This is a genomic window from Citrobacter sp. MGH100, assembly GCF_001034465.1.
Taxonomy (GTDB): domain Bacteria; phylum Pseudomonadota; class Gammaproteobacteria; order Enterobacterales; family Enterobacteriaceae; genus Citrobacter; species Citrobacter youngae.
In genome coordinates this window covers 713,285-731,841 of record NZ_KQ089801.1, presented here as the reverse complement: position 1 = coordinate 731,841, position 18,557 = coordinate 713,285, and the positions used below count along the sequence as shown (strand labels likewise).

Annotated in this window: 13 protein-coding genes; 12 read left to right on the top strand and 1 reads right to left on the bottom strand. The window is 52.5% G+C overall.

The genetic code is table 11. From position 1 onward, the window contains the following. The first annotated feature begins 599 nt into the window (after positions 1 to 599). The 7 genes from SK32_RS15055 (at position 600) to SK32_RS15025 (ending at position 7,804) form a co-directional block, all read left to right on the top strand. Positions 600 to 929 (top strand): YqcC family protein, encoded by a 330-nt coding sequence (locus tag SK32_RS15055; RefSeq protein ID WP_048213080.1) that lies wholly within the window; start codon positions 600 to 602, stop codon positions 927 to 929. Beyond that, complete coding sequence (gene truC / locus SK32_RS15050; protein WP_048213079.1) at positions 929 to 1,711, top strand: tRNA pseudouridine(65) synthase TruC; 783 nt, start codon at positions 929 to 931, stop codon at positions 1,709 to 1,711. The genes SK32_RS15055 and truC overlap by 1 nt, the downstream gene beginning before the upstream one ends. Positions 1,712 to 1,730: 19 nt before the next feature. After that, a complete protein-coding gene (locus SK32_RS15045; protein WP_005130932.1) occupies positions 1,731 to 2,180 on the top strand; it encodes a flavodoxin in 450 nt (149 codons plus the stop codon). 346 nt (positions 2,181 to 2,526) lie between these two features. Further along, a complete protein-coding gene (gudP, locus tag SK32_RS15040) occupies positions 2,527 to 3,879 on the top strand; it encodes a galactarate/glucarate/glycerate transporter GudP (protein WP_048213078.1) in 1,353 nt (450 codons plus the stop codon). 2 nt (positions 3,880 to 3,881) lie between these two features. Next, positions 3,882 to 5,222, top strand: coding sequence for an enolase C-terminal domain-like protein (locus tag SK32_RS15035; RefSeq protein ID WP_048213077.1), 1,341 nt, complete (start codon positions 3,882 to 3,884; stop codon positions 5,220 to 5,222). 20 nt (positions 5,223 to 5,242) lie between these two features. Beyond that, the gene (gudD, locus tag SK32_RS15030; RefSeq protein WP_048213076.1) at positions 5,243 to 6,583 is read left to right on the top strand and encodes a glucarate dehydratase; all 1,341 of its coding nucleotides are present in this window, start codon (positions 5,243 to 5,245) and stop codon (positions 6,581 to 6,583) included. A 78-nt stretch (positions 6,584 to 6,661) separates the two neighbouring features. Then, positions 6,662 to 7,804, top strand: coding sequence for a glycerate kinase (locus tag SK32_RS15025; protein WP_048213075.1), 1,143 nt, complete (start codon positions 6,662 to 6,664; stop codon positions 7,802 to 7,804). Between the two features lie 126 nt (positions 7,805 to 7,930). Here the strand turns inward: SK32_RS15025 and barA are convergent, their stop codons facing one another. Further along, the gene (gene barA, locus SK32_RS15020; RefSeq protein ID WP_048213074.1) at positions 7,931 to 10,687 is read right to left on the bottom strand and encodes a two-component sensor histidine kinase BarA; all 2,757 of its coding nucleotides are present in this window, start codon (positions 10,685 to 10,687) and stop codon (positions 7,931 to 7,933) included. A gap of 57 nt (positions 10,688 to 10,744) precedes the next feature. Between barA and rlmD the strand changes: the two genes are divergently transcribed. The 5 genes from rlmD (at position 10,745) to eno (ending at position 18,548) form a co-directional block, all read left to right on the top strand. Beyond that, positions 10,745 to 12,043: a 23S rRNA (uracil(1939)-C(5))-methyltransferase RlmD gene (gene rlmD, locus SK32_RS15015; protein ID WP_048213073.1), complete on the top strand. Its 1,299-nt coding sequence runs from the start codon at positions 10,745 to 10,747 to the stop codon at positions 12,041 to 12,043. A 100-nt stretch (positions 12,044 to 12,143) separates the two neighbouring features. Next, on the top strand, positions 12,144 to 14,378 hold the full coding sequence (relA, locus tag SK32_RS15010; protein WP_048213072.1) for a GTP diphosphokinase: 2,235 nt from the start codon (positions 12,144 to 12,146) through the stop codon (positions 14,376 to 14,378). A 131-nt stretch (positions 14,379 to 14,509) separates the two neighbouring features. Then, positions 14,510 to 15,301 (top strand): nucleoside triphosphate pyrophosphohydrolase, encoded by a 792-nt coding sequence (gene mazG, locus SK32_RS15005; protein ID WP_048213071.1) that lies wholly within the window; start codon positions 14,510 to 14,512, stop codon positions 15,299 to 15,301. A gap of 224 nt (positions 15,302 to 15,525) precedes the next feature. Beyond that, positions 15,526 to 17,163 carry a glutamine hydrolyzing CTP synthase gene (gene pyrG / locus SK32_RS15000; RefSeq protein ID WP_005130912.1) on the top strand — a complete coding sequence of 546 codons (1,638 nt, stop codon included), beginning with the start codon at positions 15,526 to 15,528 and terminating at the stop codon, positions 17,161 to 17,163. Between the two features lie 86 nt (positions 17,164 to 17,249). Next, a complete protein-coding gene (gene eno, locus SK32_RS14995; protein ID WP_003034129.1) occupies positions 17,250 to 18,548 on the top strand; it encodes a phosphopyruvate hydratase in 1,299 nt (432 codons plus the stop codon). Positions 18,549 to 18,557: the final 9 nt, after the last annotated feature.

Here is an 18,557-nt window from a genome sequence, read left to right as displayed (position 1 = left end):
TACAAACCCTGTAGGAGATTGCCAGGTGATCAGTAAAGACTTCATCGACCGATATAATGTTAACTATTTATAATTCAATTGGTTAATGTTTTATTGATAACTTTCATATGAAAATAATCATTAGGGTATGTCTGTAAGTGTCTTGTAAGACAATGCGAAACAGGCGATTCTATCTCTGTCGACAAGGAGTCGCACAACGAAGTGAACATCAGGATGATGACACTTCGGCAGGACACACCAGGACGGTGCTGCAAGGACAGGTTTCAGGATGAAGCAAAGAGGAAAACGCGGGAAGCGTTAAAGGACACCTCCAGGATGGAGAACGAGAGCCGGTCAGGATGTTCGGCGGGTCAGGATGGCCAGGACACTTCAGGATGAAGTTTTCACATCGGGGTGATGTGAGCAGGATGCAAAAGTTCAGGATGAACGCGGTCGCAAGACCACAGGAAAAGTTGTCACGGATGAGCAGGGAGCACTAAAAGTAGCTGGAATGCTGCGAAACGAACCGGGAGCACTGTTTTTACAGTGCTCCCTTTTTTTATTTCCTTTCTACTGGTGCTATTCTTCGCGCCAGATTTTTCATCATTGAGGTTAATTTCATGACGACTCATGACCGTGTGCGCGAGCAGTTGCATGCGCTTGAAGCACTGCTGCGTGAACATAATCACTGGCGGATGGATGAGCCAGAAGCGCATCTGTTTTCCAGCACGCAGCCTTTTTGTATGGATACCATGGAGCCGGTTGAATGGCTGCAGTGGGTGTTGATTCCCCGCATGCATGCGCTGCTTGATAATGCGCAGCCACTTCCAGAAGCGTTCGCTATTGCGCCATATTATGAAATGGCGCTGGCAGCCGATCATCCACAGCGCGATGTGATCCTGATTGCATTGCAGGATCTGGATGCGCTATTTACCAGTGATAACGCCTGATGCTGGAGATTCTCTATCAGGACCAATGGCTGGTTGCAGTCAACAAACCTTCGGGCTGGCTGGTTCATCGCAGTTGGCTCGACCGCGATGAGAAAGTGGTGGTCATGCAAACGGTGCGCGACCAGATTGGTCAGCACGTTTTTACCGCCCACCGACTCGACAGACCGACATCCGGTGTGCTGTTGATGGGGCTGTCCAGCGAGGCCGGACGACGGCTGGCACAGCAGTTTGAGCAGCATCAAATCCAAAAACGCTATCATGCGATTGTGCGTGGCTGGCTGATGGATGATGCCGTGCTGGATTATCCTTTGGTGGAAGAGCTGGACAAGATTGCCGATAAATTTGCCCGTGACGACAAAGGCCCACAGCCTGCGGTAACCCATTATCGCGGCCTGGCGACGGTTGAAATGCCGGTGGCGACCGGACGTTATCCGACCACCCGTTACGGGCTGGTGGAGCTGGATCCTAAAACCGGTCGAAAACACCAGCTCAGACGTCACCTGGCGCATTTGCGTCATCCGATTATTGGCGACAGCAAGCACGGTGATTTGCGACAAAACCGCAGCGCCGCGGAGCATTTCGGTTGCCAGCGCCTGATGTTGCATGCCAGCCAGCTTGAACTTACGCACCCCTTCACCGGTGAACCTCTGGTTATTCGCGCCGGGCTGGATGACGTCTGGATGCAGGCGCTATCACAGTTTGGCTGGCGTGGACTTCTCCCTGAGAATGAAAGGGTTGAGTTCAGCGGGCTGTCAGGTCAGGATAAGCAGATAGATTCTTAAGTCCCAGGAGATTACGGTTATGGCGGAAATTGGAATTTTTGTCGGCACGATGTACGGAAACGCGCTGCTGGTTGCCGAAGAGGCCGAAGCTATCCTCGCAAATCAGGGGCATAAAGCTACGGTTTATGAAGATCCGGAACTGGCTGACTGGGAAAAGTACAAAGACAAGTACATCCTGGTCGTAACGTCAACGACGGGACAAGGCGATCTGCCGGACAGCATCGTGCCGCTGTTTCAGGGAATTAAAGACCAACTGGGTTATCAGCCCGACGTTCACTACGGCATTATTGCACTCGGTGACAGTTCATATGCCAATTTCTGCGGCGGTGGTAAGCAGTTTGATGCGCTTTTGCAGGAACAGAGCGCCCAGCGTGTAGGTGAGATGCTGCTGATTGATGCCGGTGAACATCCGGAACCGGAAAGCGAATCCAACCCGTGGGTAGAACACTGGGCAACGCTCCTCAAATAGAATATTACCCAACCATCCGCACAGTTCGAATCATAAGCCGGGTAAGGCGTCGCCATTACCCGGCAATAAATCCCCCTCAAACGCCAATTTCGTGAAGCATCTTCCATTCCCTTAGGCTTATGCCATAAACAACCTCATTCACCCCTCGCAATGTTGTGTTTTTGCACGGTGAGGGTAAGAGGCACTCCTTCATATACTTTTCCCGTCAGTTCCCGAAAAGGCAGCGAGTCAGAATAAAACGGCCCTGAGCTGTACCAAAACTGCCACACACTAACCTCTCATTCTGATCACCCTACAGGTGCTGTACAGAATGAACTGGCGAAAGCCACGATTCAGGAGTGCAACAATGAGTTCATTAAGTCAGGCGGCGAGCAGCGCGGAAAAACGCACTAACGCTCGCTACTGGATAGTGGTGATGTTGTTTATCGTCACATCCTTCAACTACGGCGATCGCGCCACCTTATCCATTGCCGGTTCGGAGATGGCCAAAGACATTGGCCTTGATGCCGTCGGGATGGGGTATGTATTTTCCGCTTTTTCATGGGCCTATGTTATCGGCCAGATCCCCGGCGGCTGGTTGCTTGACCGCTTTGGTTCAAAACGCGTTTATTTCTGGTCCATCTTTATCTGGTCCATGTTTACCCTGCTGCAGGGCTTCGTCGATATCTTTAGCGGCTTCGGCATTATCGTTGCGTTGTTTACCCTGCGCTTCCTTGTGGGGTTAGCTGAAGCGCCATCCTTCCCCGGCAACAGTCGCATTGTTGCGGCATGGTTCCCGGCACAGGAGAGGGGCACGGCGGTCGCAATCTTTAACTCTGCGCAGTACTTTGCCATCGTTATCTTCGCGCCAATCATGGGCTGGCTGACCCACGAAGTAGGCTGGTCACACGTATTCTTCTTTATGGGTGGACTCGGGATCATCATCAGCTTTGTCTGGCTGAAGGTGATTCATGAACCAAACCAGCATCCGGGTGTAAACCAAAAAGAGCTGGACTACATTGCCGAAGGTGGCGCACTGATCAACATGGATCAGGCAGCCGCTAAAGCTAAAGTTCCGTTCAGCGTGAAATGGGGACAAATCAAACAACTGCTTGGCTCACGGATGATGATCGGTATCTACATCGGTCAGTACTGTATTAACGCGCTGACCTACTTCTTTATCACCTGGTTCCCGGTCTATCTGGTACAGGCGCGCGGTATGTCGATTCTGAAAGCGGGATTTGTCGCGTCGGTCCCGGCTATTTGCGGATTCGCAGGCGGCGTGCTCGGCGGCATTATTTCCGACTGGCTGATGCGTCGCACCGGTTCGCTGAATATCGCCCGCAAAACGCCAATCGTGTTGGGTATGTTGCTGTCAATGGTGATGGTGTTCTGTAACTACGTCAACGTTGAGTGGATGATTATCGGCTTTATGGCGCTGGCCTTCTTCGGTAAAGGTATTGGTGCACTGGGTTGGGCGGTAATGGCAGACACGGCCCCCAAAGAGATTAGCGGCCTGAGCGGCGGCCTGTTCAATATGTTCGGTAATATCTCCGGCATCGTGACACCGATTGCTATTGGCTACATTGTGGGCACGACGGGGTCGTTTAATGGTGCCTTGATTTACGTTGGGGTGCATGCGCTGATTGCTGTGGTGAGCTATCTGGTGCTGGTCGGTGATATTAAACGTATCGAACTGAAACCTGTCGCAGGACAATGATGATGACAACACAATCAAGCCCCGTTATTACCGATATGAAGGTCATCCCGGTGGCCGGGCATGACAGCATGCTGCTCAATATTGGTGGTGCGCACAACGCATATTTCACTCGCAATATTGTGGTTCTTACCGATAACGCCGGTAATACCGGCGTCGGTGAAGCGCCGGGCGGTGAAGTGATTTATCAGACTCTGGTTGACGCTATCCCGATGGTATTGGGTCAGGAAGTGGCCCGCCTGAATAAGGTGGTCCAGCAGGTACATAAAGGCAATCAGGCTGCTGACTTTGATACTTTCGGCAAAGGTGCCTGGACATTTGAGCTGCGCGTCAATGCGGTGGCGGCGCTGGAGGCCGCGCTGCTGGATCTGCTGGGCAAAGCGCTGAATGTACCGGTCTGCGAGCTGTTAGGTCCGGGTAAGCAGCGTGATGCAGTGACCGTGCTCGGGTATCTGTTCTATGTAGGTGATCGCTGCAAAACCGATTTGCCGTATCTGGAAAGTACGCCGGGTAAACATGAGTGGTATCAATTACGTCACCAGCAAGCGATGACCAGCGACGCGGTGGTGCGTCTGGCGCAGGCGTCACAGGATCGTTATGGCTTTAAAGATTTCAAACTGAAGGGCGGTGTGCTGCCGGGTGAGCAAGAAATTGAAACCGTCCGTGCGCTGAAAGCATGTTTCCCGGATGCGCGTATTACCGTCGATCCAAACGGTGCCTGGCTGCTGGATGAAGCCATCTCCCTTTGTAAAGGCCTGAATGATGTGCTGACCTATGCCGAAGATCCGTGCGGCGCTGAACAGGGCTTTTCCGGGCGCGAAGTGATGGCCGAGTTCCGCCGCGCGACTGGTTTGCCGGTGGCGACCAACATGATTGCTACCAACTGGCGCGAAATGGGCCACGCGGTAATGCTGAATGCAGTCGATATTCCGCTGGCCGATCCGCACTTCTGGACGCTTTCCGGCGCGGTACGCGTGGCGCAGTTGTGCGATGACTGGGGCCTGACCTGGGGCTGCCATTCTAACAATCATTTTGATATTTCGCTGGCGATGTTCACCCACGTCGGTGCGGCTGCACCGGGTAATCCAACGGCTATTGATACCCACTGGATCTGGCAGGAGGGTGATTGCCGCCTGACCAAAAATCCGCTGGAGATTAAAAACGGAAAAATTGCGGTACCCGATGCGCCCGGTCTGGGCGTGGAACTGGACTGGGATCCGGTGCAGAAAGCGCATGAAGCCTATAAGGCGCTGCCCGGCGGCGCGCGTAATGACGCAGGCCCAATGCAGTATCTGATCCCCGGATGGACTTTTGACCGTAAACGTCCCGTTTTCGGCCGCCACTAATTTTGAATAAGGACTTAATTATGAGCGCACAATTTTCTACCCCACTGGTTACCTCTATGCAGGTTATTCCGGTTGCGGGTCATGACAGTATGCTGATGAACCTGAGCGGCGCACATGCTCCGTTCTTCACGCGCAATATTGTGATTATTAAAGATAACTCCGGTCATACCGGCGTGGGTGAAATTCCCGGCGGAGAAAAAATCCGTAAAACGCTGGAAGATGCGATTCCGCTGGTGGTGGGCAAAACGTTAGGTGAATACAAAAACGTACTGAATACGGTACGCAATACCTTTGCCGATCGGGATGCCGGTGGGCGTGGTTTGCAGACCTTCGATTTACGTACCACTATTCATGTGGTTACCGGGATCGAAGCGGCAATGTTGGATCTGTTAGGCCAGCACCTGGGGGTGAATGTCGCGTCTCTGCTGGGTGATGGTCAGCAGCGTAGCGAAGTGGAAATGTTGGGGTATCTGTTCTTCGTCGGCAACCGTAAAGCGACGCCGCTGCCGTATCAGAGTCAGCCGGATGAGACGTGCGACTGGTATCGTCTGCGTCATGAAGAGGCGATGACCCCGGATGCGGTAGTACGCCTGGCGGAAGCCGCGTATGAGAAGTATGGTTTCAACGACTTTAAACTGAAAGGCGGCGTGCTGGCAGGGGAAGAGGAAGCGGAATCTATCGTCGCGTTGGCGAAGCGTTTCCCGCAGGCCCGCGTAACGCTCGATCCCAACGGCGCCTGGTCGTTGAATGAAGCGATCAAGATCGGTAAGTATCTGAAAGGATCGCTGGCTTATGCTGAAGATCCATGTGGCGCAGAGCAGGGGTTCTCTGGGCGTGAAGTGATGGCGGAATTCCGCCGCGCTACTGGCCTGCCGACGGCGACCAATATGATTGCTACCGACTGGCGTCAGATGGGGCACACGCTGTCGTTGCAGTCTGTGGATATCCCACTGGCGGACCCGCACTTTTGGACCATGCAGGGTTCTGTCCGCGTGGCGCAAATGTGCCATGAGTTTGGGTTGACCTGGGGGTCGCACTCTAACAACCACTTTGATATTTCGCTGGCGATGTTTACGCATGTAGCGGCAGCGGCTCCGGGAAAAATTACCGCGATTGACACCCACTGGATCTGGCAGGAAGGCAATCAACGCCTGACCAAAGAGCCATTTGAAATCAAAGGCGGCATGGTGCAGGTTCCGGCAAAACCGGGTCTGGGTGTAGAACTGGATATGGACCAGGTGATGAAAGCGCACGAACTGTACCAGCAACATGGCCTGGGAGCGCGTGATGACGCGATGGGAATGCAGTACCTGATCCCGAACTGGACCTTCGATAATAAACGCCCATGCATGGTGCGCTAAGTGTTATGCCGGTTCTGACAGGAACCGGCACATCTCCAGGTGTATGATTAACAGAATCAACATGCGTAAGGACGGCTTATGAAAATAGTAATTGCACCGGATTCTTATAAAGAGAGTTTGAGTGCGCTTGAGGTGGCAACTGCCATTGAGCAGGGTTTTCGTGAGATCTGGCCTGATGCGGATTACGTAAAGATACCGGTCGCTGATGGTGGTGAAGGAACGGTCGAGGCGATGGTTGCCGCTACGGCGGGCCACCTTGTGCATGTTGATGTTACGGGGCCCCTGGGAAGTAAGGTACAGGCATTTTATGGGGTATCAGGAGATGAGCGCTCAGCGTTTATCGAGATGGCGGCCGCCAGTGGGTTAGAGCGAGTTCCGGCAGGGTTACGCGACCCGCTGAAAACCACCTCATGGGGGACCGGAGAGTTGATTCGCCATGCGCTGGATACGGGTGTAGAACACATCATCATCGGGATTGGCGGTAGTGCGACCAATGATGGGGGTGCCGGTATGGTGCAGGCACTGGGCGCCAAATTGCTGGATGCACAGAATAACCAGATTGCACAAGGCGGGATCGGTCTGGAAGCGCTCACCAGGATCGATATTTCAGCGTTAGATAAGCGCCTTGCCACCTGTCGTATCGAAGTGGCCTGTGATGTCACGAATCCGCTGACCGGTAAAGAGGGCGCTTCTGCAGTATTTGGTCCACAAAAAGGGGCAACGCCAGAGATGATCACCCGTCTGGATAATGCGCTGACGCACTATGCACAACTGATTGCCCGCGATCTGGACGTTAACGTGCTGGATCTGGCCGGTGGAGGCGCTGCCGGAGGCATGGGGGCTGCACTGTATGCGTTTTGCGGCGCGCAGCTACGCCGTGGTATCGAGATCGTGACGGATGCGTTACACCTTGACGACTGCGTTGCGGATGCAGATCTAGTTGTGACCGGGGAAGGGCGTATTGACAGTCAGACGATCCATGGCAAAGTCCCGGTAGGCGTAGCGAACGTTGCAAAGCGATATAATAAGCCTGTCATTGGTATTGCAGGCAGCCTGACGCCAGATGTTGGCGTGGTGCATGAGCATGGAATTGATGCTGTTTTTAGCGTGATTTATACCATTTGCACGCTGGATGAGGCGCTGGATAATGCGAGTGAAAATGTGCGGATGACGGCACGCAACGTGGCCGCAACGCTTAAAGCAGGGCAGCAATTACGCTGAGTTGTAGGTCGGAGAAGGCGTTTACGCCGCTCCGGCGATGTGCCCGATGGCGCGACGCCTATCGGGCCTACGGTAAACAGCGAAACCTGTCGGCCGGATAAGGCGTTTACGCCGCATCGGCGAATATCACCCCAATATCCGTTTCGCTTCTCGCCCGACGTTGTCCATCTCATCAAGAAGCTCTAAAAACTCTGGTTCCAGATCTTCTTCTTTGGTCCCGCTACGTAACTGCTGTTCAATAAGCTGGCACAGGTTTTTCATGCGGGGAACCCCGCTGTAACCGCAGCTGCCGTGTAGTTTATGAATCAAATCCACCAACCCTTCAGGGTTTTCACCCACCAGTTGCTCTTCAATTCTGTTACGGACTTCAGGCAAGAAATCGATCAGCATTTGCAGCATATCCCGCGCCAGATCGTTTTTACCGGCAGCCTGTCTCAACGCCAGTTGCCAGTCGAGGGTCGTATTCGGGTTGACCACGGGGTCAGGGGGGGCCGCCACGATAGCCCGGGCTGATGTGCCGGCACCGGGCTTATAGCGCAACAGCAAACTGTGCAATTTATCTTCTTCAATCGGCTTAGCCAGGTAGTCATTCATTCCGGCGCTGAGTAACTTCTCTTTTTGCCCTGCCATGGCATGTGCTGTTACCGCAATAACCGGTGTCTGCTGCTGGTGTGGAAGCTGATGGATCAGTTCGCAGGCACGAATACCGTCCATGTCTGGCATCTGAATATCCATCAGGATCAGATCAAACTGCATTTGCTTGGCTCTGTCCACCGCCTGCTGTCCGCTGTCGCACAGCTCGACGTGCTGAACCTTATCTTCAAGTAATGCGCCGATAAGCTTCAGGTTCGCCGGGTTGTCGTCCACCGCCATCACGGTCATCGCAATCTTGCTTTCATCTAACAACTGGCGTTCTGCACCCTGGTTCAGGTGGCAATATTCGGTTAACGCAGGCAGCAATCGGGTTGAGGTGAGCGGTTTTAACAGACATGCCGCCGCGCCGCCTTGCTTTAATTTTTCAGCGTTAATCTGCGCATGGCAAGGCAGCGCCAGCAACAGGAAATCGGTCATTGCGGCTGCGCTTGCCAGACGTTTATGCTGCATGGTGAGCGGCTCGTGGAAAGTGACGGGGACACCAAGTAGCAGAATATCGTAGTGTTCTGCCGGTAATGCAGAGAATGAAGGACTGTAAATCACCTCCAGCGGCGTTTCACTCAAGATATCTAACGTGCATTGCGCGGCGGTAGCATTTGGTTCAACGTAAGCCAGTCGTTTTCCGGCCAGACAGCGGGTGGTTGAACGATCGCTGATAACATTAGGATTGAGATCAAGACTGATATGGAACCAGAAAGTGGAACCGCGATTGGGTTGGCTATGGAACGAGATATCCCCACCCATTTCATTGACCAGTTTTTGTGTGATCACAAGGCCAAGTCCGGTACCGCCGTGACGGCGCGAAATGCTGGCATCAGCCTGACGGAAAGCCTGGAACAGACGTGACTGATCGCGTTCCGGGATGCCAATACCGGTATCGCGGATTTGAACTTCAATCTGGACTTTGGTGTTACTGAGCGCGCGTTTTTCAACCAGAATGTCGATATTGCCGCTCTCAGTAAATTTGATGGCATTGCCGACCAGGTTGGTAATGACCTGTTGCAGGCGCAGCGGATCGCCAATCACATTGTCCGGAACGTCATTTTTAATATTCAGTGTTAGCTCCAGCCCTTTGTCATGGGAGGAGTGCGCTAACAGCGTTACGACGTCATCCAGTGTGCTGCGCAGCGGGAACGGTATGCTTTCCAGAATCAGTTTACCCGCTTCCAGTTTAGAGAAGTCGAGCACATCATTGATGATAGCAAGCAGGTTGTTAGCAGAGCGCTCAATTGTATTCAGGTGATCGCGCTGGGTGGTATTTAACTCGGTTTTCAGTGTCAGGCGTGTAAAGCCAATGACACCGTTTAGCGGTGTACGTAGCTCATGAGACATGTTCGCCAGGAACTCTGATTTAATACGTGCAGCTTCCTGGGCGCGTTTCTTCGCCAGATCCAACTCAACGTTTTGGATCTCCATCTGCTCCAGCGTTTCGCGCAGATCTGAAGTCGCCTGATCGATATTGTGCTGCATCTCTTCATGGTAGGCGGCGAGAGACATTGCCATCGAGTTGATGCCATTCTTCAGCATATCCAGTTCGCCCAACATGAAACCTTCCACGCGGCTATCGAGCTGACCTCTACGTATTCGGTCAACGGTATTCACCATGTTGCGAATTGGTCCGGTCACGTCGCGCATCAGACGCCAGCCGAAAATTAACGCAATGCCAATACAAAACAGCATCATGACGCTGGAGATAAAGATCTCTTTGTACTGCTGTAATCGCACGGACTTGAGGTCCAGCTCAAGCGCCACATACCCCAACATATTTTTGGTGTTTTTGGCATCGCTAACGGCAGATTCATCAGGTGAATAGCTTTCCGATATAATAGGGGTACGCAGGATCATGATATCCCCGTGCCGGGTTACGCTCAGCTTTCGCGGAAACGGCGATCCGGTAGCCAATTGCATCTCTGACGGATCAAGATGAAAGTTGGAGGTGACGAACAGTTGGTTATTTTCGTCATAGACGGAAATTGCCCGCACAATATCGGAATGGCGACGATGCAACACGCTGATAAGCTGGCCGATGGATTCCCGGTTTTGCAAGTTCATGCCGTATTCGCTGGAAACCGCGAGTGGCTCGATGATGCTGGCACCAGCATCTTCCAGTTGACGCTGCAAGTCGTTATAGCGATGCACAACAAAAAAGATACTGAGCAGCAAACCTATCAGGACGGTCGGGGCCAGGATCAGAATCATCATGCGTGCGCGCAGGCTGTAGTTGGTCATGGAGTTCCGTTATGGGACAATTAGGGTCACACTGTTAAATAGAGAAATATCTCGTCGATGGCGCAATTCTACTCTGCAAAACGACGCGTGACGACGCGTCAGATCATAACCGTTACCGTCAATGACCTTGATTCTTTTGGTCAGGGCGTTGCTCGTCATAACGGGAAAGCCCTGTTTATACCGGAATTGCTGCCTCAGGAAAGCGCAGAAGTGGTGATAACTGAAGATAAAAAACAGTTCGCCCGCGCGCAAGTCAAACGTCGTTTAAACGACAGTTCGGAACGTGAAGTGCCACGTTGTCCACATTTTGGGGTCTGTGGTGGCTGTCAACAGCAGCACGCCAGCATCTCGTTGCAGCAGCGTAGCAAAAGTGCAGCGTTATCGCGTTTAATGAAATGTGAGGTGACAGAAGTTATCGCCGATACCCCGTGGGGCTATCGACGCCGCGCGCGTTTAAGTCTGAACTATCGCTCGAAAGAGCAGCAATTGCAGATGGGATTTCGCAAGTCCGGCTCCAGCGACATTATTGATGTGAAGCAATGCCCTATTTTGGTGCCCCAACTTGAGGCGTTGCTGCCTGAAATTCGGGCATGCCTGCAGAGTCTGCAGGGGCTGCGTCACTTGGGGCATGTCGAATTGGTGCAGGCTGGAAGTGGAACTCTGATGATTTTGCGCCACACCGCACCATTGAGTGCCGCGGATAAAGAAAAACTGGAACACTTTTCGCATTCTCAGGGACTGTCTTTGTTTCTGGCTCCGCAAAGCGAGATACTGGAATCAAATTCAGAAGAATCGCCCTGGTATGATTCAAATGGACTACGTTTAACCTTCAGCCCGCGTGATTTTATCCAGGTCAATGAAGGGGTAAACCAAAAAATGGTTTCCTGTGCGCTGGAATGGCTGGATGTGCAGCCAGAGGACCGGGTGCTCGATTTGTTCTGTGGTATGGGGAATTTTACGTTGCCGTTGGCCGTACGAGCAGCGAGCGTTGTGGGTGTTGAAGGTGTCCCTGCGCTGGTGGAAAAAGGCCGGGAAAATGCGCGGAATAACGGACTACACAATGTGACATTCTTTCATGAAAACCTTGAAGAAGATGTCACCAAACAACCATGGGCAATGAACGGATTTGATAAAGTATTGCTCGATCCTGCGCGTGCGGGGGCTGCCGGCGTGATGCAACATATTATAAAGTTAAACCCTGGCCGCGTTGTTTATGTATCCTGTAATCCTGCTACGCTGGCTCGTGACAGCGAAGCGTTACTCAATGCAGGATATACCGTTCGGCGACTGGCGATGCTCGATATGTTCCCGCACACTGGACATCTGGAATCGATGGTCCTGTTTGAGCGTTTGTAATGAATTTTATACCCATTGGATTTCGGGTTGTAATGCAACGTGAAAGACAATGGGTACGGCTTGTCGACTTCGACAGGCCATGCCCCTTAAGGAGAGGACGATGGTTGCGGTAAGAAGTGCACATATAAATAAAGCTGGTGAGTTTGATCCTAAGAAATGGATCGCGAGTCTTGGGATCTCCAGCCAGCAGTCGTGTGAACGCTTAGCCGAAACCTGGGCGTATTGCCTGCAGCAGACACAGGGGCATCCGGATGCGGATCTGCTGCTGTGGCGTGGCGTCGAAATGGTGGAAATACTCTCCATGCTGAGCATGGACATCGACACGCTGCGAGCGGCGATGCTGTTCCCTCTGGCGGATGCCAATGTGGTGAGTGAAGACATCCTGCGCGAGAGCGTAGGCACGTCAATCGTTAACCTTATCCATGGTGTGCGTGATATGGCGGCGATACGCCAACTTAAAGCCACGCATACCGATTCAGTCTCTTCCGAGCAGGTCGATAACGTTCGTCGCATGCTGCTGGCAATGGTCGACGACTTCCGCTGCGTGGTCATCAAGCTGGCGGAACGTATTGCCCATTTGCGAGAAGTGAAAGATGCGCCGGAAGATGAACGCGTACTGGCGGCAAAAGAGTGCACCAATATCTACGCCCCGCTGGCTAACCGATTAGGCATCGGGCAATTAAAATGGGAACTGGAAGATTACTGCTTCCGTTACCTGCACCCGGCTGAATACAAACGTATTGCCAAACTGCTGCATGAACGTCGTATCGACAGGGAACATTACATTGATGAATTCGTCGGTCATTTGCGCTCAGAGATGAAAACGGAAGGCGTCAAAGCCGAAGTTTACGGACGTCCGAAGCACATCTACAGCATCTGGCGCAAAATGCAGAAAAAGCAGCTGGCTTTTGACGAACTGTTCGATGTGCGCGCGGTGCGTATCGTGGCTGAGCGTTTACAGGATTGCTATGCCGCGCTGGGGATTGTGCATACTCACTATCGCCATCTGCCTGATGAGTTCGATGACTACGTTGCCAATCCAAAGCCTAACGGTTACCAGTCAATCCATACGGTTGTGCTGGGGCCTGGCGGTAAAACCATTGAAATCCAGATCCGTACCAAACAGATGCACGAAGATGCTGAGCTGGGTGTTGCCGCGCACTGGAAGTACAAAGAAGGTACTGCTTCAGGCGCGGCGCGCTCTGGTCATGAAGACCGCATTGCGTGGCTGCGTAAGCTGATCGCCTGGCAGGAAGAGATGGCGGATTCCGGTGAAATGCTGGATGAAGTGCGTAGCCAGGTCTTTGATGACCGCGTGTACGTCTTTACACCGAAAGGCGACGTTGTGGATCTGCCTGCAGGTTCCACGCCGCTCGATTTTGCTTACCACATTCATAGTGATGTGGGGCATCGTTGCATTGGCGCGAAAATTGGTGGACGCATCGTACCGTTTACCTACCAACTACAGATGGGCGATCAAATTGAAATTATCACCCAGAAACAGCCAAACCCAAGCCGCGACTGGTTGAACCCTAACCTTGGCTACGTAACCACCAGTCGTGGGCGTTCGAAGATCCACGCCTGGTTCCGTAAACAGGATCGCGACAAAAACATCCTGGCGGGCCGCCAGATCCTCGACGATGAGCTGGCACATTTAGGTATTAGCCTGAAAGAAGCGGAAAAACATCTGCTGCCGCGCTACAGCTTCAATGAGCTGGATGAGCTGCTGGCGGCGATTGGCGGAGGAGACATCCGCCTCAACCAGATGGTGAACTTCCTGCAGGCGCAGTTTAATAAACCAAGCGCTGCCGAACAGGATGCCGCCGCGCTGAAACAACTTCAGCAGAAAACGCAGGCGCCGCAGAGTCGCCGAAAAGACGACGGTCGCGTGGTGGTTGAAGGGGTGGGTAACCTGATGCACCACATCGCTCGGTGCTGCCAGCCGATTCCTGGCGATGAGATTGTCGGGTTTATCACCCAGGGACGCGGTATTTCCGTCCACCGGGCGGATTGCGAACAGCTGAATGAACTGCGCTCGCATGCGCCGGAACGAATTGTTGACGCGGTTTGGGGCGAAAGCTACTCGGCAGGGTATTCGCTGGTGGTTCGCGTCCAGGCTAACGATCGCAGCGGCTTGTTACGTGATATCACGACGATTCTTGCCAACGAAAAGGTGAACGTGCTGGGGGTTGCCAGCCGGAGTGATACCAAACAACAGTTGGCCACCATTGATATGACCATCGAAATCTACAACCTGCAGGTGCTCGGACGTGTGCTCGGCAAGCTGAACCAGGTGCCGGATGTGATCGACGCACGCCGTCTGCACGGTAATTAATTATTTTGTAGGCCGGATGATCTTGTAGGCCTGATGGCAACGCGTCAGCGTTGCCATCAGGCATTGCTATATCGCCGGATGTTGGCTGTCGCCTTATCCGGCCTACCGTATTGAAATTTCAGGATATTCCAATGAACCAAATCGATCGACTGCTCGGTATTATGCAGCGCCTGCGCGACCCGGAAAACGGTTGTCCGTGGGATAAAGAGCAGACATTCGCCACTATTGCCCCTTACACCCTCGAAGAAACCTATGAAGTACTTGATGCCATTGCGCGCGAAGACTTCGACGATCTGCGTGGTGAATTAGGCGATCTGTTGTTCCAGGTGGTGTTTTACGCCCAGATGGCACAGGAAGAAGGGCGCTTCAACTTTGATGATATCTGTGCTGCGATAAGCGATAAGCTTGAACGCCGCCACCCGCATGTTTTCGCAGATGTTTCTGCCAGTAACAGCACCGAGGTGCTAACCCGTTGGGAGCAAATCAAAACAGAAGAACGTGCCGAGAAGTCACAACATTCCGCGCTGGACGATATTCCTCGTAGTTTACCGGCGCTAATGCGCGCCCAGAAAATCCAGAAACGTTGCTCAAATGTTGGCTTCGACTGGAAAACATTAGGGCCGGTTGTCGACAAGGTTTACGAAGAGATTGACGAAGTCATGTTCGAGGCGAAGCAGGCTGTCGTTGACCAGGCTAAACTGGAGGAGGAAATGGGCGACCTGCTGTTTGCCACGGTCAATATGGCCCGTCATTTAGGGACAAAAGCAGAGACGGCATTGCAGAAAGCGAATGAAAAATTCGAGCGCCGTTTTCGTGAGGTTGAGCGAATTGTGGCTGCCCGCGGTCTGGAAATGACAGGTGTTGATCTGGAAACAATGGAAGAAGTCTGGCAACAGGTAAAACGACAGGAAATTGATCTCTAAGGGATTTCGTCGGTCAAGGGCGATTTGTGTGATTTTTTAAATAACAAGCGCTTGATTTACGTCAAAAACATTTACCCCAAAGGGGCTATTTTCTCACTCCCGATGTTAATGTGAGCCTGGTGAAGAGGAGGAATAATGAAAGTTTGTGGCGCTCGTCATGTTCGGGTATACTACTTTCCCGTCTTGGTAATTCCATCGTTTCACCCTAACTTCTCAGGTCCAGCATGACAACGAACTATATTTTTGTGACCGGCGGGGTCGTATCCTCTCTGGGAAAAGGCATTGCCGCAGCCTCCCTGGCAGCCATTCTTGAAGCCCGTGGCCTCAATGTAACCATGATGAAACTGGATCCGTACATCAACGTCGATCCAGGTACTATGAGCCCTATCCAACACGGGGAAGTGTTCGTTACCGAAGACGGCGCTGAAACCGACCTGGACCTGGGTCACTATGAGCGTTTCATTCGTACGAAAATGAGCCGCCGTAACAACTTCACCACCGGTCGTATCTACTCCGACGTTCTGCGTAAAGAACGCCGTGGCGACTACCTGGGCGCGACCGTTCAGGTTATCCCGCACATCACGAATGCCATTAAAGAACGCGTTCTGGAAGGCGGCGAAGGTCATGATGTTGTTCTGGTTGAAATCGGCGGAACCGTTGGGGATATCGAATCTCTGCCGTTCCTTGAAGCGATTCGCCAGATGGCCGTAGAAATTGGCCGTGAGCACACGTTGTTTATGCATCTGACGCTGGTTCCGTACATGGCGGCGGCAGGTGAAGTCAAAACTAAACCGACTCAGCACTCGGTAAAAGAGCTGCTTTCTATCGGTATTCAGCCAGATATCCTGATTTGCCGCTCCGATCGCGCAGTTCCGGCTAATGAACGTGCAAAAATTGCATTGTTCTGTAACGTTCCGGAAAAAGCGGTGATTTCTCTGAAAGATGTCGATTCCATCTATAAAATTCCGGGCCTGTTGAAATCTCAGGGCCTTGACGATTATATTTGTAAACGATTCAGCTTGAACTGTCCGGAAGCGAATCTGTCAGAATGGGAACAGGTTATCTACGAAGAAGCGAATCCGGCAGGCGAAGTGACTATTGGTATGGTCGGCAAGTACATTGAACTGCCGGATGCCTATAAGTCAGTTATCGAAGCGCTGAAGCACGGTGGCTTGAAGAATCGTGTCACCGTCAACATCAAGCTGATTGATTCGCAAGATGTCGAAACGCGCGGCGTTGAGATCCTGAAAGGTCTTGATGCAATCCTGATCCCTGGCGGCTTCGGCTACCGTGGTGTTGAAGGTAAAATCGCGACAGCGCGCTTTGCGCGTGAGAACAATATTCCTTATCTGGGTATTTGCCTGGGTATGCAGGTTGCGTTGATTGAGTTTGCTCGTAACGTCGTGGGAATGGACAACGCCAACTCCACAGAATTTGTGCCAGACTGTAAGTACCCGGTGGTGGCCCTGATTACTGAATGGCGTGATGAAGACGGCAACGTCGAAGTCCGTACCGAGAAGAGCGATCTGGGCGGCACAATGCGTCTTGGTGCGCAACAGTGTCAGCTGAGCGATGAGAGTCTGGTTCGTCAACTGTACGGTACGCCGACAATTGTTGAACGCCATCGCCACCGCTACGAAGTCAACAATATGCTGTTGAAACAGATTGAAGCTGCGGGTCTGCGTGTTGCAGGCCGTTCCGGTGATGATCAGTTGGTCGAGATCATTGAGGTACCGAATCATCCGTGGTTCGTGGCCTGTCAGTTCCACCCGGAATTTACTTCCACGCCACGTGATGGGCACCCGCTGTTCGCCGGCTTTGTGAAAGCCGCCAGTGAACATCAGAAGCGTCAGGCGAAGTAAGAAGTAAAAAGTTAGAACGGCAATGCACCCATCAGGGTGCATTGTTTGTCTGGAGTTTTAGTTTAACTTGTACTGAGGAAAACCTAATGTCCAAAATCGTTAAAATCATCGGTCGTGAAATCATCGACTCCCGTGGTAACCCGACTGTTGAAGCCGAAGTACACCTGGAAGGTGGTTTCGTTGGTATGGCAGCAGCTCCGTCAGGTGCTTCTACTGGTTCCCGCGAAGCACTGGAACTGCGCGATGGCGACAAATCCCGCTTCATGGGTAAAGGCGTACTGAAAGCTGTTGCAGCTGTTAACGGCCCGATTGCTCAGGCTCTGCTGGGTAAAGATGCTAAAGATCAGGCTGGCATCGACAAGATCATGATCGATCTGGACGGTACTGAAAACAAATCTAACTTCGGTGCAAACGCCATCCTGGCTGTGTCCCTGGCGAACGCCAAAGCAGCAGCTGCTGCTAAAGGCCTGCCGCTGTATGCACACATCGCTGAACTGAACGGCACTCCGGGCAAATACTCCATGCCGGTTCCGATGATGAACATCATCAACGGTGGTGAGCACGCTGACAACAACGTCGACATCCAGGAATTCATGATTCAGCCTGTTGGCGCTAAAACCCTGAAAGAAGCTGTACGTATGGGTTCTGAAGTGTTCCACAACCTGGCTAAAGTTCTGAAAGCCAAAGGTATGAACACTGCAGTGGGTGACGAAGGCGGCTATGCGCCGAACCTGGGTTCCAACGCTGAAGCTCTGGCGGTAATCGCTGAAGCGGTTAAAGCAGCTGGCTACGAGCTGGGCAAAGACATCACTCTGGCGATGGACTGTGCAGCGTCTGAATTCTACAAAGACGGTAAATACGTTCTGGCTGGCGAAGGCAACAAAGCATTCACCTCCGAAGAATTCACTCATTTCCTGGAAGAACTGACCAAACAGTACCCGATCGTGTCCATCGAAGATGGTCTGGACGAGTCTGACTGGGATGGTTTCGCATACCAGACTAAAGTACTGGGCGACAAAATCCAGCTGGTTGGTGACGACCTGTTCGTAACCAACACCAAGATCCTGAAAGAAGGCATCGAAAAAGGCATCGTTAACTCCATCCTGATCAAATTCAACCAGATCGGTTCTCTGACCGAAACTCTGGCTGCGATCAAAATGGCGAAAGACGCTGGCTACACCGCTGTCATCTCTCACCGTTCTGGCGAAACTGAAGACGCTACCATCGCTGACCTGGCTGTTGGTACCGCTGCAGGCCAGATCAAAACTGGTTCTATGAGCCGTTCTGACCGCGTTGCTAAGTACAACCAGCTGATTCGTATCGAAGAAGCTCTGGGTGAACAAGCTCCGTACAACGGTCGTAAAGAGATCAAAGGTCAGGCGTAATCCTGTTCT